This window comes from Hufsiella ginkgonis, assembly GCF_009834915.1.
Lineage (GTDB): Bacteria > Bacteroidota > Bacteroidia > Sphingobacteriales > Sphingobacteriaceae > Hufsiella > Hufsiella ginkgonis.
The window spans coordinates 1,468,602-1,489,866 of the sequence record NZ_WVHS01000001.1 but is presented as its reverse complement, the minus strand read 5'-3'; the positions used below and the strand labels follow the sequence as shown (position 1 = coordinate 1,489,866).

The window sequence follows — 21,265 nt, the reverse complement described above, 5'->3', positions numbered from 1 at the left end:
TTAAGCATGTTTCTCTTTCGTCAGCAAGTGCCCGGTACCGGGCTCCCGCTATGCGCTTTCGGCTTTGGGCTTCCGGCTTTAATTGTAAATGTAAAAGGTCCCTCCGTATTAAGAAAGGACCTTCAATAAATGTCATGATCTGCTATTCGGCTGCGCTTTGTGCTTTCAGCGCGCCGGAGTTATCGCCAACGCCGTCGTGCAGCAGGCCCTGCGCCGCTTTCTCCTGGTCGCCGCCTTCTATCCCGTTCACAAACTCATCATAAGTAGTGCGGGTATCAAACGGGCGCTTTCCGAGGATCTCCTCGAGGTCGCTCTGGAACAGGATCTCTTTCTCCAACAGTTTCCTGGCCAGTTTCTCCAGGCCTTCCTGGTTATCGATAAGCAGTTGCTTGGTACGCGCGTATACTTCAGCTATCAGCAGCCTTACTTCCTGGTCTATCAGCTCGGAGGTCTTCTCAGAGTAAGGCCTGTTAAACTGGTATTCGCCTTCTTGTCCGTTAAACGAAACGTTGCCTACTTTATCATTCATCCCGTAGATGGTCACCATGGCATAAGCCAGTTTAGTGATCCGCTCGAGGTCGTTCTGCGCGCCGGTAGAGATCTTGTTAAAAATCAGGTCTTCGGCCACCCGACCGCCCATCGTCATACACATGCCGTCGGTAAGCTGCTCGGTAGTGTACAGGAACTGTTCTTTCGGCAGGTACTGCGCATAACCAAGGGCGGCCACCCCACGCGGCACGATGGATACTTTTACCAGCGGGTCCGCATGCTCGAGGAACCATCCCGCAATAGCGTGACCGGCTTCGTGGTAGGCCACGATCTTTTTTTCCTCGGGAGAAATGATCTTGTTCTTCTTTTCCAGTCCGCCGATAACGCGATCGATGGCATCCTGGAAATCCTGCATATCCACCGCCTGCTTATCACGTCTCGCCGCGATCAGGGCGGCCTCGTTACATACGTTGGCTATTTCCGCACCTGCGAAGCCCGGAGTTTGTGCAGACAGTTTCTTGGCATCTACGCCTTCCGCCAGTTTAATAGGTTTCAGGTGGACTTTAAAGATCTGCTCGCGGCCAACCAGGTCGGGCTTGTCGATAGAAACCTGCCTGTCAAAACGGCCCGGGCGCAGCAGCGCAGAATCCAGTACATCCGGACGATTGGTAGCGGCCATGATGATAATGCCGGAATCGGTCCCGAATCCATCCATCTCCACCAGCAACTGGTTCAGGGTATTTTCGCGTTCGTCATTGCCGCCTACAATATTGTTCTTACCGCGGGCACGGCCGATGGCGTCGATCTCGTCGATAAAAATAATACATGGCGCTTTATCCTTCGCCTGGCGGAACAGGTCGCGGACCCTCGAAGCACCCACGCCCACGAACATCTCTACGAAATCGGATCCTGACAGCGAGAAGAAAGGCACCTGCGCTTCGCCGGCGACGGCTTTGGCAAGCAACGTTTTACCGGTACCCGGCGAGCCTACCAGCAACGCGCCTTTGGGGATCTTTCCGCCGAGGTTGGTATATTTCTTAGGGTTCTTAAGAAAATCGACGATCTCCATTACCTCCTGCTTGGCTTCTTCAAGGCCAGCCACATCGTTAAAAGTGACGGATACCTGCGCTTCTTTATCGAATAACGTAGCTTTTGATTTGCCAATATTAAAGATCTGGCCACCTGCGCCACCACCGGCTCCGCCACCCATTCGGCGCATAATAAAGATCCAGAAACCCACCAGCAGCAGCATCGGGATTAGTAACTGCACGAACCAGGTACCAAAAAAGCTTTCTCTCGTTTCGGCCACGATGGGTGTACGCTGATCAGCCGGAAGATCTTTTTCCGCTTCGCCGATCCGTTTATCGAGGGCTTCGGCAGTTGATTGCGTGAAGTAATACTGCGGACCGTTAGCGCCCGACATGCTGAAGCTCGTCTTCTTACGCACATCGTTAAACTTCGTCTGCCCGAGCCTGTCGGCCTTTATGTAAACTTCTACGTTATAAAGATCGCCGTACTTGTAAATCACCAGCTTCTTTACGTCGCCGGCTTTCAAAAATTTTGTTTCGAACTCCTGGTAAGTGATCGGCTTGGCGCTGTTATCGTTAAACATGTACTGCACCGCAAAAAGCCCGATAATGATCGCCGCATACAGCCACATCACATTGAACCTTGGCGGTTTGGGAACTATCTTTTTACCAGGAATTTTCTTGATGGTTTTTCTTTTATCTGGGGTATTATCTTTCATGTGTTTTACGTTCTACGTCCGACGTTTTTACGTCGGACGTTTCCTACCAGGCGCCTGAGTGAAGCCGCCCGTTCAATCTTGGTTCCTATTGCTGCTACGTATCTACGTCCGACGTAAACGTATTAAGCGCTTTTATAATTTTTAAGTTCAGCATCTCCCCACAATTCTTCGATCCCGTAGTAGTGCCGCTTCTCCGTTTTAAAAATATGTATCACCACATCAACATAATCGAGCAGGATCCATTCCCCGTATTGCAGCCCTTCTTTACGGACCGGCTCGATCTGCAACGCTTTATAAATCTCTTCCTCAACACTGTTGGCAATGGCTTTTACCTGGGTAGATGATTCGGCATGACAGATCACATAATAATCGGCTACCGAGTTGTGTATATTTCTTAGATCCAGCCTTACAATTTCATTCCCTTTCTTTTCCTGCATCCCGTGGATGCTGAGCTCTGATAAGAATGACGATTCACTGATCGTTTTATTTTTAACCATTAAAAAAATTTAGTTTTGAAAAATAACTCTTATTAACAGACAATTGCAAAATAACACTTTTTCAGGATTATTTGTTGGTCAAAATATCATCTCATTAAAAACGATCGATTCGACGAACAATTATCTCAGGGATGAATTGTCAAAATCTGCGCCATTGCCCGAAGGGACTGTAATAATGGCAGAGGCACAAACGGCCGGGCGCGGGCAATTAACAAATACCTGGCATAGCGAGCCCGGAAAAAACTTAACATTCAGTCTCTTGCTTCGCCCGGGCTTTATCAACCCGGCCGACCAATTTATCTTAAATAAGTGCATCAGCGTGGCTTTAAACGAGGTTTTGCAGCGGATCCTCGGCAATAAGGCAGCGATCAAATGGCCGAATGACATCTATTTCGGCAGCGGCAAACTGGGTGGCATGCTTATCGAAAATATTATTCGCGGCAGCCAGTGGAAATATGCCATAATTGGCATTGGGCTGAACGTAAACCAGGAAGCATTCCCGGATAGCTTGCGTAACGCTACCTCGATTGCTAAAATCTTACAAAGCAATTATGATTTAACGATATTATTGTCTGAAATTTGCAGCCACATAGAAGGGTGGTACCTGCGGCTTAAATCGGGGCACCGGGAAGAGATCTCCCGACGTTACCGGGAAAAGCTTTACCGGCTGAATGAGCCGCACCGTTACCGGGTGATGAAGACGGGTGAAGAATTTACCGGGACCATTACTAATGTGACCGACGAAGGCATCTTACAGCTAGACCATGAAGGGGCACAGAAGGACTATTCGCTGAAAGAAATTGAATTTTTAAACGTTTAAACAACATCATGAAAAAAATAATCTTGTTTATCGCGCTGCTTGGGATCGGTTCCGGGGCTTTTGCGCAGCTGGAAAACCCGGTTACGTGGACCTACGGATCGAAGCGGTTGAGCGCAACCGAGGCCGTGGTTTTTATCAAAGCTACCATCGATGAGGGCTGGCATATTTACTCGCAAAAAAAGGTGGTAGGGCCGAACCCCACTACGTTCACGTTCCCGGCGTCGAAAGCTTACACGTTAGTTGGCACCACCATCGAGCCGAAGCCGATCACTAAATATGAAAAGGCTTTCAAAACGAATGTTAGCTATTTCGAAAACGAGGTGGTTTTTCAGCAGAAGGTGAAGGTTAAAGCCGGTACTGCGGCAGTGGTAAAAGGCAGTTTTGAATATATGACCTGTAACGATACCACCTGCCTGCCTCCCGATGAGCTGAATTTTAGTATCGCCGTTCCCGCTAAACCGGCTGCCAAATAAACTTTTTAAACCTGTATATAAGGCACAATTCACCATTGTGCCTTTTGTTTTTTTATGATGAAGATCAAGACTTTTTTTAGGGTAATATTTTTTGCCGTGATCATCCTGGTTTCCGGGCAGGCGGGCGCGCAAACTTCAACAGATACCGTGTCGACAGAAGGTGTTGTGTTTGGCGAAAGTGAACCTGTAGCTACCGACAACGTTACCGCGACCGACTCCCTTAATAAAGATACGTCCGCCGTTGTGCCGACAACACCGCAGGTGCCGGCCGGTGCCTCCGGCCAGGGAGACGGGTCGTTGTGGGGTATCTTTATCCTGGGTGTTATCGGCGGACTTGCCGCCTTTTTTATGCCCTGTATCTACCCGATGGTACCGTTAACGATCTCCTTTTTCACCAAAAGGGCCGAAACGAAAGGCAAGGGCATCCAGGGCGCGGTGATCTATGGCTTGTCTATCGTAGTGATCTATGTTGCGCTCGGCTTGCTCATTACGGCGCTCTTCGGGCCGGGAGCGCTCAACGAACTGTCGACCGATGGGTATTTTAACCTTTTTATTTTCGCGGTACTGGTCATTTTCGGAATTTCGTTTCTCGGTGCATTCGAGATAAACCTGCCAAGCTCGCTGGTGAATAGCCTTGATGCCAAGTCGGAGTCAAAAGGGCTCCTGGGTATTTTCTTTATGGCTGCTACTTTATCGGTGGTATCGTTCTCCTGCACCGGCCCGCTGATCGGCGGGATCATCCTGAACGTGGCCAATGGCGCCGTTATGGGCCCGGCAGTAGCCATGCTGGGTTTTTCGGGTACGCTGGCACTTATTTTCATGGTGTTTGCAATTTTCCCGGGGCTCATGTCATCATTGCCAAAATCGGGAGGCTGGCTTAACTCCGTAAAGGTGATACTGGGCTTCGTGGAGCTGGCGCTGTCACTTAAATTCTTATCAGGCGCCGATCTCGCTTTCGGCTGGGAGTTTCTCGATCGCGAAGTATTCCTGGCAATCTGGATCGTGCTTTCGGCACTGGCAGGCTTTTACCTCCTGGGGAAGATCAAGCTGCCGCACGACAGCGATCTTAAAAACGTGGCGGTCCCGAGACTTCTGCTCAGCGTGATCGTGTTCGCGTTTACCGTCTACCTTATTCCCGGGTTATGGGGTGCGCCGCTCAAGGTGATCAGCGGCTTGTCGCCCGCCATGGGCACACAGGACTTCGTGCTTACGGCCGGGGGAACAGGCAGCGCATCCGCGGCTCACCCTGGCTCTAAAAAATACAGCGACTTGTTCCATAAATATACCCCGCACGGCATCGATGCCTTTTATGATTACGACGAAGGCCTGGCCTATGCGAAATCGGTAAATAAACCCGTTTTCCTTGATTTTACCGGCGAGCAGTGCGTAAACTGCCGTGAAATGGAACAGGACGTATGGTCGAACCCCGAAGTGTTAAAGAGGCTTAAGAACGACTATGTGGTGATCTCGCTCTTCACTGACAGCAAGGAAAAACTCCCCGAAAGCGAGTTCTTTCAGTCAGCGATCCTAAAAACACAGGTAAATAGCGTCGGAAAGAAATTCAAACACCTGCAAGCCACCCGTTTTAATACGATCGCTCAGCCATTTTACGTGCTCGCCAATACGTCCGGTGAGAAAATGGTGCAGCCATCTGGTGCAGATTTTAACGTAGAGAGTTATATTCGCTTCCTGGATAGCGGGCTTGCCGCCTTCAGGAAGTAACCGGTGACCAGTTGTCAGCAAGCAGTCCTGCACAGGGCGGAAGCCGGTAATTGTTACTGATAACTACTAACAACACACACACATGTCAAAATCAAAGATCAAAAATATAGGTGTATTTACCTCCGGCGGGGATGCCCCGGGGATGAATGCCGCCATCCGTGCAGTGGTACGAACGGCACTTTATTATAACTTACAGGTTACCGGAATTATGCGCGGCTACGACGGTATGATCCACGGGGAATTCCTGCCCATGAACCGGAAATCGGTTTCCAACATTATCCAGCGCGGCGGAACGATCCTTAAAACCGCCAGGAGCGACGAGTTCCGCACGCCCGAAGGCCGGAAAAAGGCGTATGACAACCTGGTGGCACACGGCATTGATGCGCTGGTAGCGATTGGCGGCGACGGGACCTTCACCGGCGCAAATATTTTCATCGAAGAATTCGGTATCCCCGTACTCGGTTTGCCGGGAACTATCGATAACGACCTGGCGGGAACGGATTTCACCATTGGTTACGATACGGCCATTAACACGGTAGTGGATGCGGTGGACAAGATCCGCGACACGGCGGAATCGCACGACCGGCTTTTTATCGTGGAAGTGATGGGTCGCGACTCAGGCCTCATCGCTTTGCGAAGCGGGATTGGCGTGGGTGCGGAAGCGATCCTGATCCCGGAAACGAAAACGGACATTAACGCTTTATTTAAGCGCCTCGAGAAGGGTCGGAAAGATAAATCGTCGAAAATATTGATCGTGGCCGAAGGCGACGATGCAGGTGGCGCATTCGAAGTTGCCGCCGCGGTGAAAGACCGGTTCCCGCAGTATGACACCAGGGTCTCCATCTTAGGGCATATCCAGCGCGGCGGCCGTCCAACCTGTATGGACCGTGTGCTGGCCAGCCGTCTTGCGGTAGCTGCAGTAGAAAAGCTGATGGAAGGCCGCAAAGGCGAAATGGTTGGGCTGGTGAACGGAGATATTTACTACACCCCGTTCCGGAACGCCATTAAACACATCAACGAAGTGAACCCAAGCCTGTTAAAGATCGTGGAAATTTTATCCTTATAATATGAAAAAGCGCTGCTTCCCGGTGCTCATCCTGCTGCTCTTTTCGTCGTGCGCAAGCAATGAAAGAAAGCAAGCCGAAGCACAGTCGTTTATAGACGCTTATACCACCGAATACCTGGAGCTGTATACGGCATCGTCTGAAGCACAATGGGCATCCAATACCAAAATTGTGGAAGGCGATACCACCAACGCCCACCTGGTGCAGGTAACGGGCGAGGCTTTTGCCAATTTCACGGGGAGTAAAGAGAATATTGAGCGCGCACGAAAGTTGCTGGAAACAAAATCCGACCTCACCGGGCTACAGGTAAAACAGCTAAATAAGATCCTTTATACCGCGGCAAATAATCCTGCAACCGTTTCAGACGTGGTAAAAGCAAGGATCAAGGCGGAGAACGCGCAGACGGAGAAGTTGTTCGGTTTCGATTTCCAACTTAACGGGAAATCGGTTTCCACCAACGAGATCGACGCCGTTTTGAAAGATGAAACCGACCTGGCCAAACGGCAGGCGGCCTGGGAGTCGAGCAAAGAGGTAGGAAAAGGACTAAAAACGGGTCTTACCAGCCTGCGCGAGCTGCGCAACAAAACGGTACAGGCATTAGGCTACAAGGATTTTTTCAGCTACCAGGTATCTGACTACGGGCTGAACACCGACGAAATGATGGCGCTGATCCAGAAGATCAACGGCGAGCTGCGTCCGCTGTACCGCGAGCTGCACACGTATGCGCGTTACGAGCTGGCAAAAAAATACCACGTGCAGGAAGTACCGGAATACCTGCCTGCACACTGGCTTCCAAACCGCTGGGCGCAAGACTGGAGCGCCATGGTTTCGGTGCGGGGGATGAATACCGACTCGGTACTCAAAACCAAGCCGGCCGCGTGGATAGTAACGGATGCCGCTGATTTTTATAAGAGCATCGGCTACCCGGAACTGCCCGCCTCGTTCTGGAAAAAATCGAGCCTGTATCCCGCCCCGGCTAATGCCGGTTACAAAAAGAACAACCATGCCTCGGCCTGGCATATGGACCTTGATAAAGACGTTCGCAGCCTCATGAGCGTAGAACCTAACTCAGAATGGTACGAAACCGCCAACCACGAGCTGGGCCACATTTTCTATTACATGACCTATACCAACAAGGATGTGCCGCCGCTGCTTCGCGAAGGCGCTAACCGCGCATACCACGAGGCCATGGGCAGCCTGATGGGCCTGGCAGCCGCGCAAAAACCGTTCCTTGAAAATAAAGGCCTGATCGCCAAAGGCACCAGGACCGATGAGATCCAGGCGCTGTTAAAAGAGGCGCTCAACTACGTGGTATTCATTCCTTTTTCTGCCGGTACCATGACCGAGTTCGAAAAAGAGCTTTATGCAGGTAATCTTCCGCAGGACCAATACAACCGGAAGTGGTGGGAGCTTGCCAAAAAATACCAGGGCATCGTGCCGCCCGCAGATCGTGGGGAGATCTATTGTGATGCAGCCTCAAAAACGCATATCAATGATGACGCTGCCCAGTACTATGATTATGCGCTATCTTACGTGATCCTGTTCCAGCTGCATGACCATATTGCGAAAGAGATCCTTCACCAGGACCCGAAAGCAACCAACTACTATGGCAATAAGGCGGTCGGCGACTTTCTCCGCAAGATCATGTATCCCGGCGCCAGCAAAGACTGGAACATGGTACTTAAAGAAAATACCGGCTCGGAGCTTACTGCAAAACCTATGCTCGACTATTTCGAACCCCTCATGAAGTGGCTGAAAGTGCAGAACAAAGGCCGGAAGTATACGTTGCCTGAAACAATTTAGGAGAATAGGGAAGAGGTTCCCTATTTCATTTCCGTTTTCAAAAAAACATTCCTACTTTTGCAGCCCCGCAGATGGACTCCGGGAATATGTTGAATACATAACACAAAGAGATGGCAACTAAGATCAGATTGCAAAGATTCGGTAAAAAGGGAAAACCTTTTTATCACGTGGTAGTAGCAGATTCACGCTCACCAAGAGATGGTAAATTTATCGAGCGTTTAGGTTCTTACAACCCGAACACCAACCCGGCAACCATTGATATCGACTTCGATAGCACATTAGATTGGGTAAACAAAGGTGCACAACCTACAGAGACTGTTCGCGCAATCCTTTCATACAAAGGTATACTTTACAAAAAACACCTTGAAGGCGGCGTAAAGAAAGGCGCATTAACCCAGGAGCAGGCAGATACCAAATTCACTGCCTGGATGGAAGGTAAAACCGGCAAGATCGAAGGCAAAAAAGATAGCCTGACTAAAACTAAAGACGAGGCCCGTAAAGCTGCCCTGGCTGCTGAAGCTAAAAAGAAAGAGGAAATTGCCGCCGCTATCGCCGCGAAAAATACACCTCCGGTTGAAGAAGCGCCTGCTGAAGAAGCCGCTGCTGAAGAAACTGAAGCACCTGCTGCAGAATAATCAGCCATACTGCTTTAACTGATAGCGAAGTACCGTGAGAAAGTACTTCGCTATTTTGCTTTATAGCTGCCGGCGGTCAGCTTGAGCAATTGAAGATAATTCCCGACATGATTGATAACCTAAAAACCAGGCTGACAGCTGATCGCTGACAGCTAACAGCCAATATGAATATCACAGACTGTTTCTACCTCGGTTACATCACCAAAACCAAAGGCCTTAAAGGCGAAGTACAGGTGTTTTTCGAGTTCGGCGAGCCGGAGGAGCTTGACCTCGATTCGGTTTTTATCGAGATAAACGGTAAACTGGTGCCCTATTTTACCTCCTCTTATAAATTGCAGGCAAACCAAACCGGTAATTTCTTTTTTGATGACGTCGATACCATCGAAAAGGCGCAAGCCATTATCCGGAAAAAGATCTACCTGCCTAATGACAAGATGCCAGAAAAAAATGAGGACGAGTTCCTGATTACCGACCTGAAAGGTTACATCGTACATGATGAAGCGCATGGCGAGCTTGGTGAGATCATAGAGATCCACGAATACCCGCAGCAATACATCGCGGTAGTACCTTATAAATCCCGGGAGATCATGTTCCCGCTGATCGACGAGATCATTAAAGAGATTGACGATGAGGAAGGGATCCTACATGTGACGCTGCCGGAGGGATTGATCGGGATTTATTTAGGAGAATAGAGAAAAAATGTAAAATAAACTTGACATATATTAAACTTTACTTTACATTTGATCAAAACAATTTGACAAATGAAAAGTAGATTTTTATTTCCTCCCGTTTTCAAAGTGATCGGTTGGATCCTGGCGTTACCGGGTTTGGTGCTCGGGTATTTAAATGTCGAACATAACTTCAGGTTCAGCTTCCTGCAATGGGGGCGGCCCGAAACCAGCACTATCGCGCCAGGTACGTTCAACTTCACCGACGAGGCAGCCATTACGATGGTGATTTTCGGGCTGATCTTCGTCGCGTTTTCCAAAAGAAAAATCGAGGATGAACTGGTATCGAGGCTCAGGATGGATGCATTATACTGGAGCATCCTGATCAACAGCCTTATTTATTTCGTCCTTGGACTGGTGAGTGATGCCGACCTCATCAACTATAATATTTGTACGCCCATCCTGATCTTTATCATCCGATTTAACTACCTGCTGCATTTCAAAAAAGATACGTTCGTTGTCAACACTCCCCGGTTCCTGCCTTATAAACCCTGGCGGATTCTCGCGGTTGCAGTCGCCATAGTAAGTCTGCTCGTCATTATCCTGTCGTCCGTATTCGAATACAACCTTATATCCGAAGGCATGCTCGACGTAATTTACTATACACTTTTCGGGTCGCTGCTGGTGTGGACCTATTCGCTTAATTCATTCGAAGATGAGCTGACCATGCAGCATCGCCTGGATAGCATGTACCTTGCCGTGCTCATCAACTACTCGCTCTTACTGGTAGCAACTTATGCCGTATACAGCTTAAGTTTTCTTATCATCCTGGTCATTAACCTGATCTCCACCCTGCTGATTTTCGTCGTGTTATTCAGTTACTATTCTATGCGGAACAGGTTAAAAGAAGAAAAACAGTTGTTAGGAGGTTTCGCCATATGAAAAACAACCTGAGAATAGAACGTGCCATTAAAAACATCACCCAGGCCGATTTGGCCGAACTGATCAAAGTATCCCGGCAAACGATAAATACTATCGAGTCGAACCGTTACGTACCATCTGCTGTACTCGCCCTTAAAATCGCGAAGGTGTTCGGGAAGCCGGTAGAGGAGATATTTGAGTTAGAGGACAGTGACTGAGAGTTGGACGTGGTACGTTATCCGTATATTCGCACATGCGTTTCGATATCATCACCGTCCTCCCGGCATTGCTGGAAAGCCCGTTTGCACATTCCATCCTTCAACGTGCTAAAAAAAAAGGGCTTACAGAGATTTATGTGCATAACCTCCGCGATTACGCCGACAATAAACATAAAAATGTGGATGATTATCCCTACGGCGGCGGCAGCGGCATGGTGATGTCTATCGGTCCTTTTGCCGCCTGCATCGGTAAGCTGAAGGAAGAACGCCATTACGACGAGGTGATTTTTATGACCCCTGACGGCGAGGTGCTTACACAAACAGCCGCCAACCAGCTTTCATCGCTAAAGAACGTCATCATTCTTTGCGGGCATTATAAGGGGATCGATCAGCGTATCCGCGATCTTTTTGTTACCCGCGAGATCTCCATTGGCGACTATGTGCTTTCCGGCGGCGAGCTTCCGGCAGCGGTACTGGTGGACGCGATCGTTCGCTTGCTTCCCGGTGTGCTGTCTGACGAAACATCCGCGCTTTCAGATTCCTTCCAGGGAGAATTGCTCGACGCGCCCGTATACACCCGGCCCGCCAACTGGAACGGGCTCGAAGTTCCGCCTGTTTTGCTAAGCGGCAACCAGGCTGCGATCGATAACTGGCGCCATGAGCGGGCACTCGAACGTACCCGGGAGCGAAGGCCCGACCTGCTTGAATAAATCATTAATTATTCGCCTTGCCCAGCAGGTCGATGATCCGGTCTTTATCCCGCAGCTGGCTTTTTAGCGTTTCAACCAGTTCCTTAGAGGCGGCAAGTTCTTGTTTGAGATGCTGGAAAGCGGCAAGCTCATCGTTCACGATATTGGCTGCGGCGATTTCGGCGGTTACGCCGCTAAAAAAATATTCGGGAGCTACGTTCAGTACCGTCGCCATTAATTTTAGGTTCGTGTATTTCATCGACTCGTTGGTGAGGCTCAGCTTCAATCCGTCGGGCGTCATGTCCATTTCCGTAGCCAGCCATCCCAGCGGCCGGTCCTGCTCTTTAAGCAGTTTGTAAACTATTTCTTTTAACATCTAACGGAAAATAATTTGCATCTAACTAATTATTTTAATTTTGTTCGTAATTATTGTGAATTAAAATTCGCCAATACAAATTATTGGTTAACTAAAACAAAATTTTACTGTAATAATACAAAATTTTGTAACGATGTATAAGTATCGCCTTCACGACCTGCTTGACAACCTCCCGAAGAAAGACTTCAACAAGGCGATGAGAGTAATTCCCAAGGTGCTTGGTGTATCTTTCAATACGTTCTTAAATTACCGGAACATAAAACTGGCCGATCAACGAGATATTCCGCATCAAAAAGTACTGATCCTCGAAAAGATCTTCGGGCTAAATCACGGTGAGCTCGACAACTTTAAAATAGAATGCAAACACATTTCACAATTGCTGAATGAAGATACCGGGTGAGAGTCATCCGGGTTGCAATCTTTTTTCAAATTCGATTTTTATAAGTGAAAAGAAATCCCTAATATTGCATTCCGATTTTTTCGGGTAAAAGATCGGTTTAATAGCTTAAAATCATGGATTTAGTAAAATTTGTTGAAGAACAGGCCATAGAAAAAAAGACGGTTCCTACCTTTAAGGCTGGTGATACCGTAAGCGTACACTACAAGATCCGCGAAGGAAACAAAGAGCGTATCCAGATCTACCAGGGCGTTGTTATTCAGCGTAACGGTGTTGGGTCAACAGAAACTTTCACAGTACGCAAAGTGTCGAACGGTATCGGGGTTGAGCGTATTTTCCCTGTGAATTCTCCTAACATCGATAAAATCGAAGTAAACAGCATTGGTAAAGTTCGCAGGGCGAAACTGTTCTACCTCCGCGAATTGACCGGCAAAGCTGCCCGTATCAAAACCAAAAGAGGCGTATAACCAATTTATACAGCATTATGGCCTTCTCCGTTTAACCGGGGGAGGTTTTTTATTTTAGGCACTTTATGACGGCAGCATTTTTCGACCGGGTGATACTGGGCAATTCCGTAAAAGCGTACCTCCTGTTCGCAGGGATCATTATTGCCGGGATCATCTTTAAACGGATACTCTCGCGGTTGCTAAGCAAATTGCTGTATACTTTATTCGGCAGGTTCGGGCAGGAGGTAAAAGCGGAAGTATTTGTCGCGCTGCTTGTCAGGCCGGTGGAGATCGTGATTCTCCTCGTTACCCTGTATCTCGCTATCAACCAGCTCAGTTACCCGCTCAACGAGGTGATATTTAGCCGGATGGTTACCGTGGGGAACAAAAAAGAGCTGTACTCGGTCACCCTCATCGATGTGTTCGACAAGATCTTCCTGTTCTGTATCATCACTTCCCTGTTCTGGATCCTGCTTCGGATGATCGATTTCGTGGCCCATGTATTCTCGTATAAAGCCTCGCTTACCGAATCCAAATCCGACGACCAGATCGTGCTCTTCCTGCGCGAACTGTCGAAGATCGTTACCGTCATCCTCTGTTTTTTCGTAATACTGGGCTCCGTTTTTAACCTGAACGTAGCTACTATTATCGCCGGACTTGGTATCGGCGGTATCGCCATCGCCTTAGCTGCCAAAGAAAGCCTCGAGAACCTGCTCGGCTCGTTCACCATTTTTATGGACAAGCCTTTCGTGGTGGGCGACCTCATCCGCGTAGAGGGTTACGAAGGGACCGTGGAGAAAGTGGGGTTCCGCAGCACGCAGATCCGCACCACCGATAAAACGATCGTCACTTTTCCCAATAAAAAAATGATCGACGGTCCCCTGGAAAACCTCACACTCCGCAATTACCGCCGGATGAAGTTCACCATCGGGCTCACCTACGATACCGCGCCTGAAACGATCCGGAAAATTGCCGGCGACATCTCGGAGTACATCATCAGCCGCGCTCAGATCAGCGACGACCCTATCATTACGTTCGACAGCTTCGGCGAATGGTCTATCAACATCCAGGTATTGTATTTTATCGAGATGATGGATTACGGCGAATACATGAAGATCAAGGAAGAGATCAACTACAAGATCATGGAAATTGTACGCAGCAACGATGCGAGCTTCGCCTACCCGACCCGTAAGATCATCCATGAGAACGCCGACAGCGGGAATGCCGCGGCTATTACCGATTAAATTTCTCTAAAGCTTACATCCATCAGGTCGTAGTTCTTCCAGCCGGTAAAATCGAAATGCCACCATTCATTTTCGATCACCCGGAAACCATGTTTTTCCATGACCGAGATCAGCAGGTCGCGGTTTTTCCTCACTTCTTCAGGCACGTTAGGATAAGCGGCTGCCGCTTTGGGCGAAAAGCTATCATAACCGGTAGCCATTTGAATTTCTTTCCCGGTTTTAAGATCAACGATGGTGAGGTCAACCGCACACCCGCGGTTATGTTTCGACCCTTTGGCCGGATCGGCCACAAAAGCTTTATCAGTAGCAACCTCGTAGAACTTTAATGTGATGGCATAGGGGCGGTACGCGTCGAAGATCTTCAGCCCGAGCCCAAGCGGTTTCAGCTCCTGCTGAACGACCCTGAGCGCTTTAACCACCGGGAGGCGGGCAAATGCCCGCGCCTCGGGGTACATTACCCTCCGGGTGAAGTTGTTTTTCGTCGCATAGCGGATGTCGAGACGAATGGAGGGAATGGCCTTCCTGATCTCAACGAGGCGGTTGTTGCTGTCGGCAGAGATAGAAGCCGTATAAGCCTCTTTGGTGCTGATGATCTTAAGGCTATAAGGGTTTTGTTGGGCGTAAGCGGCCCTGGTAAAGAATAAGAGGAGGAGGCAAAGTAGTTTTTGCATGTCGACCTCAACCTCCCTTCACCGGTGCGACACCACCAGTAGATCCAGGTCTTTAACCTGGATATTGAACCGCTCTCCCAGGTCTTTATTCGTTAACTGTCCCTGGTACAGGTAAATGGCATTCCGAACACCTGGTTTCTCCCAGATCACGTTCATAATACCGCCCATTTCGCCGATATCGAGCAGGATAGGCGTAAAAATATTGGTTAACGCATACGTGGCGGTACGCGAAACCCGCGAAGCGATATTGGGCACACAATAGTGGATCACATCATATTTCCGGAACACCGGTTGAGTATGGTTGGTTACCTTCGACGTTCCGAAACAGCCTCCCTGGTCGATACTCACATCAATGATCACGGAGTTCGGCTTCATTTTAGCTACGGTTTCCTCAGAAACGATACATGGACTGCGCCCGTTGGTTGCACGAATGGCGCCGATCACCACATCGCAGGTGGTAACCGCCTTGTGTAAAACGATAGGCTGGATCACGGAAGTGAATACCCTGCTCCCAATATTGTTTTGCAGCCTGCGGAGGCGATAGATCGAGCTGTCGAACACTTTTACTTCTGCGCCAAGCGCGATGGCGGTACGCGCGGCATATTCACCCACGGTGCCCGCTCCAAGGATCACGATCTCGGTAGGAGGAACCCCGGTAACACCGCCCAGCATCAGGCCTTTGCCCTCGAAAACGTTGCTCAGGTACTCCGCCGCGATCAGGATAGAGGTGGCTCCCACTATTTCGCTCATGGCGCGGACCACGGTTAGAATACCGCCCTCGTCGCGGAGATACTCAAAAGACAGTGCGGTGATCTTTTTCCGCATCATCTCGTGCAAACACTCCGGCTTTAACGTAGAAACCTGCAGCATGGAGAGGAGCACCTGGTTGTTTTTCATCATCTTAAGCTCATCGGCCGTGGGCGGGGCGATCTTGATGATAATATCGGCGCGATAAACCTCATGTTTATCATACACTACCCGTGCACCTTGCTCGCTGTAATGATGGTCGAGAAAATTGGCGGCGACACCGGCACCCGACTCGATCACCACCTCATGCCCATGCTGCACCAGCAACGCTACCGAGAGCGGCGTAAGCGGGATCCGGTTTTCCTGGAACGAAGTTTCTTTGGGGATGCCTATATACAGGCTGTTTTTCCTCGTTTTGGTTTCGAGCATTGCTTCCTGCGGCTGCATCATAGCCTGCCTGGCAATGTCAGACAATTCACTCATCATTTCCTGTCGATCTAAAGAGTTTGAAGTTACAGAAAAAAAGCGGAAAGAGCTAAGGTAAAATCCTGCCCGTAAGCTTACGTTCCTGATCGCTGACATGCGCCAGGGTAATTTCAACATACTCCTGCGGAAGCAGGCCGCTTACTTTTTCGGGCCACTCGATAAGGCAATAGTTCCCGGAATACAGGTAATCTTCGAATCCAAGGTCCATCGCCTCGCTTTCGCGCTTCAGGCGGTAAAAATCGAAGTGATAAACGGGGCCGGCGGGCGACTCATACTCATTCACAATTGAAAACGTCGGACTCGAAACACGGTCGGTCACAGCCAATTCGCTGCAGATCGTCTTAATAAAGGTGGTTTTCCCCGCGCCCATATCCCCGTAAAAGAGGAAGATCTTTTGATCGCCGGCAAAACGAAGGAGGGCTTTGGCGGGCGAGGTGAGGTCGTGAAGAGTGGTAATTGCCTGGAACACGTGGGTAAAGTTAGCACTTTTGATGAATTGCATATTTTTACGGCCTAAACACATCTAAACGAAAGAAAAAATGAAGCAAACGGAACCTGCGGAATTAAGTGAGCAGGAATTATCAGGTAAAAGGAAAAAGACAAAATCAGCTTCCATCACTAATGCAGTATTCACCGGTGTGATGATTGGGATCGTTATTTACAGCATTATAAAAAACGGTTGGGGATTTTTTATCCTGGTTCCTCTGTTTTTTATTTACAAAGCATTTAAGAATTCGAAAAATGATAAGGAACTAGAGAAGAAGTAACTTGGAAGACGGGTCCCGGGAACCCTTTTGTACTTTTTTGGAACTCCTTAACCGAAGCCAATCGGACCCGCGACTCCTGGAAAATATAGCATATTAAAGGCGGGTGAGCAACCCGGCTGATTTACTGGAAACGCAACAGCACCTACTTCGGACTATACGTCACATACGGCACGATCATCTCTTCCAGCGAGATCCCGCCATGCTGAAAAGTCTCGTTATAGTAATTTACAAACTGGTTGTAGTTATTCGGGTAAACGAAATAGCTGTCTTCTTTCGCGAAAATAAAGCTCGAGCTCACATGCAACTTCGGCAGCATCGCCTCGTGCGGATTTTTAATGTGGAAAACTTCCCGCGGCGCGAAATTGAGGTTCTTACCCTGTTTATAACGCAGGTTGGTGTTGGTATTCCGGTCGCCGATCACCTTGCTTGGATGACGCACCTTGATCGTTCCGTGATCCGTGGTGATAATGATCTTCACATTCTTCTGCGAGAGCTTCTTCAGCGTTTCCAGCAGCGGTGAATGCTCGAACCAGGAAAGCGTGATCGAACGGTAAGCTGCCTCATTATTCGCCAGCTCGCGGATCATGGCCATATCCGTCCGCGCATGCGACAGCATATCCACGAAGTTATACACCAGCACGTTCAGGTCGTTTCCCAACAAATTGTTAATATTTTCGGTGATCTCACGGCCCTGTTCATAAGTCAGTATCTTATGATACGAGTGCTTGCAATCCTTCCGCATCACCCGTTGGATATGATCGGCCAGGAACTGTTCTTCATACAGGTTCTTCCCGCCCTCATCCTCGTCGTTCTGCCACATTCCGGGAAAACGTTTTTCCATATCCAGCGGCATCAGTCCCGCGAAAATGGCATTACGTGCGTATTGCGTAGCTGTAGGCAGGATGCTGTAGTACGTTTCTTCTTCATCCAGCCTGAAATACTCGGTGATCACCGGGTTAATGATCTTCCATTGGTCGTAACGCAGGTTATCTACCAGTATAAAGAATGTGGGCTTGTTGGCTTCGAGCGCCGGGAACACTTTTTTCTTGAACAGCTCGAACGAAAGCGTTGGCGCGTCGCCCGGGTTTTTTAACCACGAGAGGTAATTCTTCTCTACAAATTTGGAGAACTGAACGTTGGCTTCCGCTTTCTGCATGGTCAATATTTCGTGCATCCCGGCATCTTCCAGGTTCTCCAGCGAAAGCTCCCAAAAGACCAGTTTCTTATAAACCTCCACCCACTCGTTAAAGTTCAGGTTGTCATTCAGGATCATGCCCAAATTCCTGAAATCCTGTTGATAAGCCATCGAGGTTTTCTCGCTCACCAACCGCTTGTTCTCCGTGAGCTTTTTAATGGTGAGCAGGATCTGCTTCGGGTTCACCGGTTTGATCAGGTAATCGTCTATTTTCGACCCGATCGCATCCTCCATGAGGTATTCCTCTTCATTCTTGGTGATCAGTACGATGGGCACATCCGGGTTCAGGTTCTTAATCTCCGCCAGTGTTTCAAGACCGGTGAGGCCAGGCATGTTCTCATCCAGAAAAACCAGGTCGTAATAGCCATTTTTGAACAGGTCCACGGCATCACTCCCGTTCGTCGCGGTTTTTACGGTGTAGCCCTTCTCACTTAAAAAAAGTATATGCGGTTTTAAAAGATCTATCTCATCATCGGCCCAGAGAATGGTGGTTTCTTGCATGGTGTTTAGCTTTCAGTTATCAGTTGTCAGTAATCAGTGCCCGACTTTCCGCAATATTAGTTCAATATTTATAGAGACCGGTATTTAATAGTAAGCGCCGCGTAAAGAACTGGCTACTGAACACTGAAAACTGACCACTTAACAACGAAGACCGTTTTTTGTATCAGTTTATTTAACAATTTTTGCTGCGATCATAAAATGGTGAAATTTGAACAAGAAAAAGATAATTAACGATCCGGTTTACGGGTTCATCACGATCCCTTCCGAACTGGTTTTCGATCTTATTCAGCATCCTTACGTACAGCGTTTGCGTAACATCAAACAGCTGGGGATGACCTATCTTGTTTACCCGGGCGCCATTCACTCCCGTTTTCACCACGCGCTGGGCGCCATGCACCTGATCTGCCTTGCTATCGAAACGCTGCGCAGCAAGGGGGCAGACATTTCCGAAGAGGAGGAGGAAGCCGCCACCGTTGCCATTTTACTGCACGATATCGGTCATGGGCCGTTTTCGCATGCGCTGGAGCATACCATCGTGGAGGGAATTTCGCATGAGCATATTTCCTCCCTGCTGATGAAAAAGCTTAACGAAGAATTTAACGGGCGCCTCACCATGGCGATCGAGATCTTCGCCCGCCGGCACCCGAAGAAATTCCTGTACCAATTGGTTTCGGGTCAGCTAGACATCGACCGCATGGATTACCTGAACCGCGACAGTTTTTTTACCGGCGTGTCTGAAGGTGTGATCGGCTTCGACCGCATTATTAAGATGCTCGACGTAAAAGACGATCACCTGGTGGTGGAAGAAAAAGGCATCTATTCCATCGAAAAGTTTCTCATTGCCCGCCGGCTGATGTACTGGCAGGTTTATCTTCATAAAACGGTGATCGCTGCCGAACAGCTGCTGGTAAAAATACTTGAGCGGGCCCGCGAGCTTGCGTCGGCCGGTACGCACCTGTTCGCCACGCCCGATTTTGCGCATTTCCTGTATCATTCCATCACCCGGCGCGACTTCAACTCAGACCCGGTGCATCTTGAATGCTTCGCCAGGCTGGATGATTTTGATATTTACACTTCCGTGAAGGTATGGACCCGTGAAAGTGACCCGATCCTGTCGACACTTTGTAACAACCTGGTTAACAGGAAACTTTACCAGGTGGAGATCACCAACACGTCCCCGCCTGAGGAACTGGTGGAAGCCCTGGCGGCGGAAGCCATGGAACGCTATCACGTAGACGAGGACGAAGCGTCGTATTTCGTGTTTACCGACACCATTAAGAATAATGCCTATCTTACCGGGAACGGGAACATCAACCTGCTGATGAAAGACGGATCGGTGAGGGATATTGCCGAAGCGTCTGATAACGCTAACCTGGAAGCATTAGCGAAAACGGTAAAGAAGTATATTTTATGTTATGATAAGCAGCTGAAGTAGGATCAGGAGCTGTCAGCGATCAGCTGTAAGCCTTGAGCTCCGTTATAGCGCAACAGGAGCTGTCAGCGATCAGCTGTCAGCCTTGAGCTCCGTTATAGCGCTATAAAGAAGCTGATTGCTGACGGCTGATTGCTGCCCGCTACCCGCTACTCAAACTTAATAATTTGTTCATTAACTAATAACACCTAAATTTGCCGAATGCAATTTACTGCACAACAGGTAGCAATCTTATTAAATGGAACCCTAGAGGGCGATCCTGGTGTAACAGTAAATCAATTAGCCAAGATTGAAGAGGGCATCCAGGGCTCGCTTACGTTTCTCGCCAATCCCAAATATGAGGCCTACCTGTATAATACCATGGCCTCTATCGTGGTGATCAGCAACGACCTGGAGTTAACGCAGCCGGTTATTCCCACACTTATCCGGGTAAAAGACCCCTACAGCAGTTTCTCCGTTCTCCTCGAAAAATACAACACCATAAAGCTCGACAAAAAAGGGATCGAGCAGCCATCCTATATCCACCCTTCGGCGAAAGTAGGTAAGGAAGTATATATCGGCGCCTTTGCGTATATCGGGCAAAATGTGGTAGTAGGCGACAACAGCAAGGTGTATCCTCATGTTTATCTTGGCGACAATGTACAGGTTGGCGACAATTGCACGTTATTTTCAGGTGTAAAGGTCTATTCAGACTGCGTACTTGGCAACAACGTGATCGTGCATTCCAGCGCAGTGATCGGCAGCGACGGCTTCGGTTTTGCACCGCAGAAAGATGGCACTTATACAAAAGTGAGCCAGATCGGCAACGTTGTGATAGGCGACGACGTAGAAATAGGCTCGAACACCTCTATCGACCGGGCTACCATCGGGTCGACCCTGATCCGCAGCGGCGTAAAGCTCGACAACCTGATCCAGGTGGCGCACAACGTAGAGATCGGCGCCAACACGGTGATCGCATCGCAGACCGGTGTTTCCGGAAGTGCTAAGGTGGGCGAAAACTCGGTGATCGGCGGGCAGGTTGGGATCGTAGGACATATTAACATCGCCAAAGGATCGCAGATCCAGGCGAAATCCGGCATCAACCGGTCGATAGAAGAAGAAGGAAAGAAATGGGCGGGAGCGCCCGCCACAAATTATACCAACCACATGAGGGCGCAGGTGGTATTACAGCGCCTGCCCGAGCTGGAACGTAAAATAGAGGAACTGCAGCGCAGGATACAGGAATTAACCCAATTGCCTGAACAAAAGTAGGCACGA

General features: G+C 49.0%; 23 protein-coding genes. 16 read left to right on the top strand and 7 right to left on the bottom strand.

Annotated elements, in window-relative coordinates; translation table 11 throughout:
- Window positions 1-142: 142 nt before the first annotated feature.
- Both ftsH and rsfS read right to left on the bottom strand, forming a co-directional pair.
- Window positions 143-2,236: an ATP-dependent zinc metalloprotease FtsH gene (gene ftsH / locus GS398_RS06360; protein ID WP_160905855.1), complete on the bottom strand. Its 2,094-nt coding sequence runs from the start codon at window positions 2,234-2,236 to the stop codon at window positions 143-145.
- Between the two features lie 122 nt (window positions 2,237-2,358).
- Window positions 2,359-2,733, bottom strand: coding sequence for a ribosome silencing factor (rsfS, locus tag GS398_RS06355; protein WP_160905854.1), 375 nt, complete (start codon window positions 2,731-2,733; stop codon window positions 2,359-2,361).
- A 43-nt stretch (window positions 2,734-2,776) separates the two neighbouring features.
- On the opposite strand from rsfS, the gene GS398_RS06350 reads away from it, so the two are divergent.
- From GS398_RS06350 to trmD, 10 genes are all read left to right on the top strand, one after another.
- Window positions 2,777-3,553: a biotin--[acetyl-CoA-carboxylase] ligase gene (locus GS398_RS06350; RefSeq protein WP_160905853.1), complete on the top strand. Its 777-nt coding sequence runs from the start codon at window positions 2,777-2,779 to the stop codon at window positions 3,551-3,553.
- 8 nt (window positions 3,554-3,561) lie between these two features.
- Window positions 3,562-4,026 (top strand): protein-disulfide reductase DsbD domain-containing protein, encoded by a 465-nt coding sequence (locus tag GS398_RS06345; protein WP_160905852.1) that lies wholly within the window; start codon window positions 3,562-3,564, stop codon window positions 4,024-4,026.
- 54 nt (window positions 4,027-4,080) lie between these two features.
- Window positions 4,081-5,748: a protein-disulfide reductase DsbD family protein gene (locus tag GS398_RS06340; protein WP_237488094.1), complete on the top strand. Its 1,668-nt coding sequence runs from the start codon at window positions 4,081-4,083 to the stop codon at window positions 5,746-5,748.
- Between the two features lie 82 nt (window positions 5,749-5,830).
- Window positions 5,831-6,814, top strand: a complete 984-nt coding sequence (gene pfkA, locus GS398_RS06335) for a 6-phosphofructokinase (protein WP_160905851.1) — start codon at window positions 5,831-5,833, stop codon at window positions 6,812-6,814.
- 1 nt (window position 6,815) lies between these two features.
- Window positions 6,816-8,615: a M2 family metallopeptidase gene (locus GS398_RS06330; protein WP_160905850.1), complete on the top strand. Its 1,800-nt coding sequence runs from the start codon at window positions 6,816-6,818 to the stop codon at window positions 8,613-8,615.
- A gap of 110 nt (window positions 8,616-8,725) precedes the next feature.
- Window positions 8,726-9,250 (top strand): 30S ribosomal protein S16, encoded by a 525-nt coding sequence (locus GS398_RS06325; protein WP_160905849.1) that lies wholly within the window; start codon window positions 8,726-8,728, stop codon window positions 9,248-9,250.
- A 164-nt stretch (window positions 9,251-9,414) separates the two neighbouring features.
- Window positions 9,415-9,942 carry a ribosome maturation factor RimM gene (gene rimM, locus GS398_RS06320; RefSeq protein WP_160905848.1) on the top strand — a complete coding sequence of 176 codons (528 nt, stop codon included), beginning with the start codon at window positions 9,415-9,417 and terminating at the stop codon, window positions 9,940-9,942.
- A 69-nt stretch (window positions 9,943-10,011) separates the two neighbouring features.
- A complete protein-coding gene (locus GS398_RS06315; protein WP_160905847.1) occupies window positions 10,012-10,860 on the top strand; it encodes a hypothetical protein in 849 nt (282 codons plus the stop codon).
- Entirely contained in the window at window positions 10,857-11,057 is a 201-nt protein-coding gene (locus tag GS398_RS06310) for a helix-turn-helix transcriptional regulator (protein ID WP_160905846.1), read from the top strand. Before GS398_RS06315 ends, GS398_RS06310 begins: the two co-directional genes overlap by 4 nt.
- 35 nt (window positions 11,058-11,092) lie before the next feature.
- Window positions 11,093-11,767, top strand: a complete 675-nt coding sequence (gene trmD / locus GS398_RS06305; RefSeq protein WP_160905845.1) for a tRNA (guanosine(37)-N1)-methyltransferase TrmD — start codon at window positions 11,093-11,095, stop codon at window positions 11,765-11,767.
- A gap of 4 nt (window positions 11,768-11,771) precedes the next feature.
- Here trmD and GS398_RS06300 read toward each other — a convergent pair whose 3' ends face one another.
- Window positions 11,772-12,122, bottom strand: a complete 351-nt coding sequence (locus GS398_RS06300) for a hypothetical protein (protein WP_160905844.1) — start codon at window positions 12,120-12,122, stop codon at window positions 11,772-11,774.
- Window positions 12,123-12,255: 133 nt separating this feature from the next.
- Here GS398_RS06300 and GS398_RS06295 point away from each other — a divergent pair, with 133 nt between their 5' ends.
- The 3 genes from GS398_RS06295 to GS398_RS06285 all read left to right on the top strand — a co-directional run bounded on the left by GS398_RS06295 (window position 12,256) and on the right by GS398_RS06285 (window position 14,209).
- Window positions 12,256-12,522 carry a hypothetical protein gene (locus GS398_RS06295; RefSeq protein WP_160905843.1) on the top strand — a complete coding sequence of 89 codons (267 nt, stop codon included), beginning with the start codon at window positions 12,256-12,258 and terminating at the stop codon, window positions 12,520-12,522.
- 113 nt (window positions 12,523-12,635) lie between these two features.
- On the top strand, window positions 12,636-12,986 hold the full coding sequence (gene rplS, locus GS398_RS06290; RefSeq protein ID WP_160905842.1) for a 50S ribosomal protein L19: 351 nt from the start codon (window positions 12,636-12,638) through the stop codon (window positions 12,984-12,986).
- Window positions 12,987-13,051: 65 nt separating this feature from the next.
- Window positions 13,052-14,209, top strand: coding sequence for a mechanosensitive ion channel family protein (locus tag GS398_RS06285; RefSeq protein WP_160905841.1), 1,158 nt, complete (start codon window positions 13,052-13,054; stop codon window positions 14,207-14,209).
- Here GS398_RS06285 and GS398_RS06280 read toward each other — a convergent pair.
- The 3 genes from GS398_RS06280 to tsaE are packed head-to-tail and all read right to left on the bottom strand — an operon-like array spanning window position 14,206 to window position 16,615.
- Window positions 14,206-14,880: a M15 family metallopeptidase gene (locus GS398_RS06280; protein ID WP_160905840.1), complete on the bottom strand. Its 675-nt coding sequence runs from the start codon at window positions 14,878-14,880 to the stop codon at window positions 14,206-14,208. The genes GS398_RS06285 and GS398_RS06280 overlap by 4 nt on opposite strands.
- A gap of 18 nt (window positions 14,881-14,898) precedes the next feature.
- On the bottom strand, window positions 14,899-16,110 hold the full coding sequence (locus GS398_RS06275) for an alanine dehydrogenase (protein ID WP_160906011.1): 1,212 nt from the start codon (window positions 16,108-16,110) through the stop codon (window positions 14,899-14,901).
- A 52-nt stretch (window positions 16,111-16,162) separates the two neighbouring features.
- A complete protein-coding gene (gene tsaE / locus GS398_RS06270; protein ID WP_160905839.1) occupies window positions 16,163-16,615 on the bottom strand; it encodes a tRNA (adenosine(37)-N6)-threonylcarbamoyltransferase complex ATPase subunit type 1 TsaE in 453 nt (150 codons plus the stop codon).
- A 37-nt stretch (window positions 16,616-16,652) separates the two neighbouring features.
- On the opposite strand from tsaE, the gene GS398_RS06265 reads away from it, so the two are divergent.
- On the top strand, window positions 16,653-16,880 hold the full coding sequence (locus tag GS398_RS06265; protein ID WP_160905838.1) for an FUSC family protein: 228 nt from the start codon (window positions 16,653-16,655) through the stop codon (window positions 16,878-16,880).
- A gap of 142 nt (window positions 16,881-17,022) precedes the next feature.
- Here GS398_RS06265 and porX read toward each other — a convergent pair whose 3' ends face one another.
- Entirely contained in the window at window positions 17,023-18,576 is a 1,554-nt protein-coding gene (gene porX / locus GS398_RS06260) for a T9SS response regulator signal transducer PorX (protein ID WP_160905837.1), read from the bottom strand.
- A 208-nt stretch (window positions 18,577-18,784) separates the two neighbouring features.
- On the opposite strand from porX, the gene GS398_RS06255 reads away from it, so the two are divergent.
- A complete protein-coding gene (locus GS398_RS06255; RefSeq protein WP_160905836.1) occupies window positions 18,785-20,011 on the top strand; it encodes an HD domain-containing protein in 1,227 nt (408 codons plus the stop codon).
- A gap of 198 nt (window positions 20,012-20,209) precedes the next feature.
- Complete coding sequence (gene lpxD, locus GS398_RS06250; protein WP_160905835.1) at window positions 20,210-21,259, top strand: UDP-3-O-(3-hydroxymyristoyl)glucosamine N-acyltransferase; 1,050 nt, start codon at window positions 20,210-20,212, stop codon at window positions 21,257-21,259.
- Window positions 21,260-21,265 lie beyond the last annotated feature (6 nt).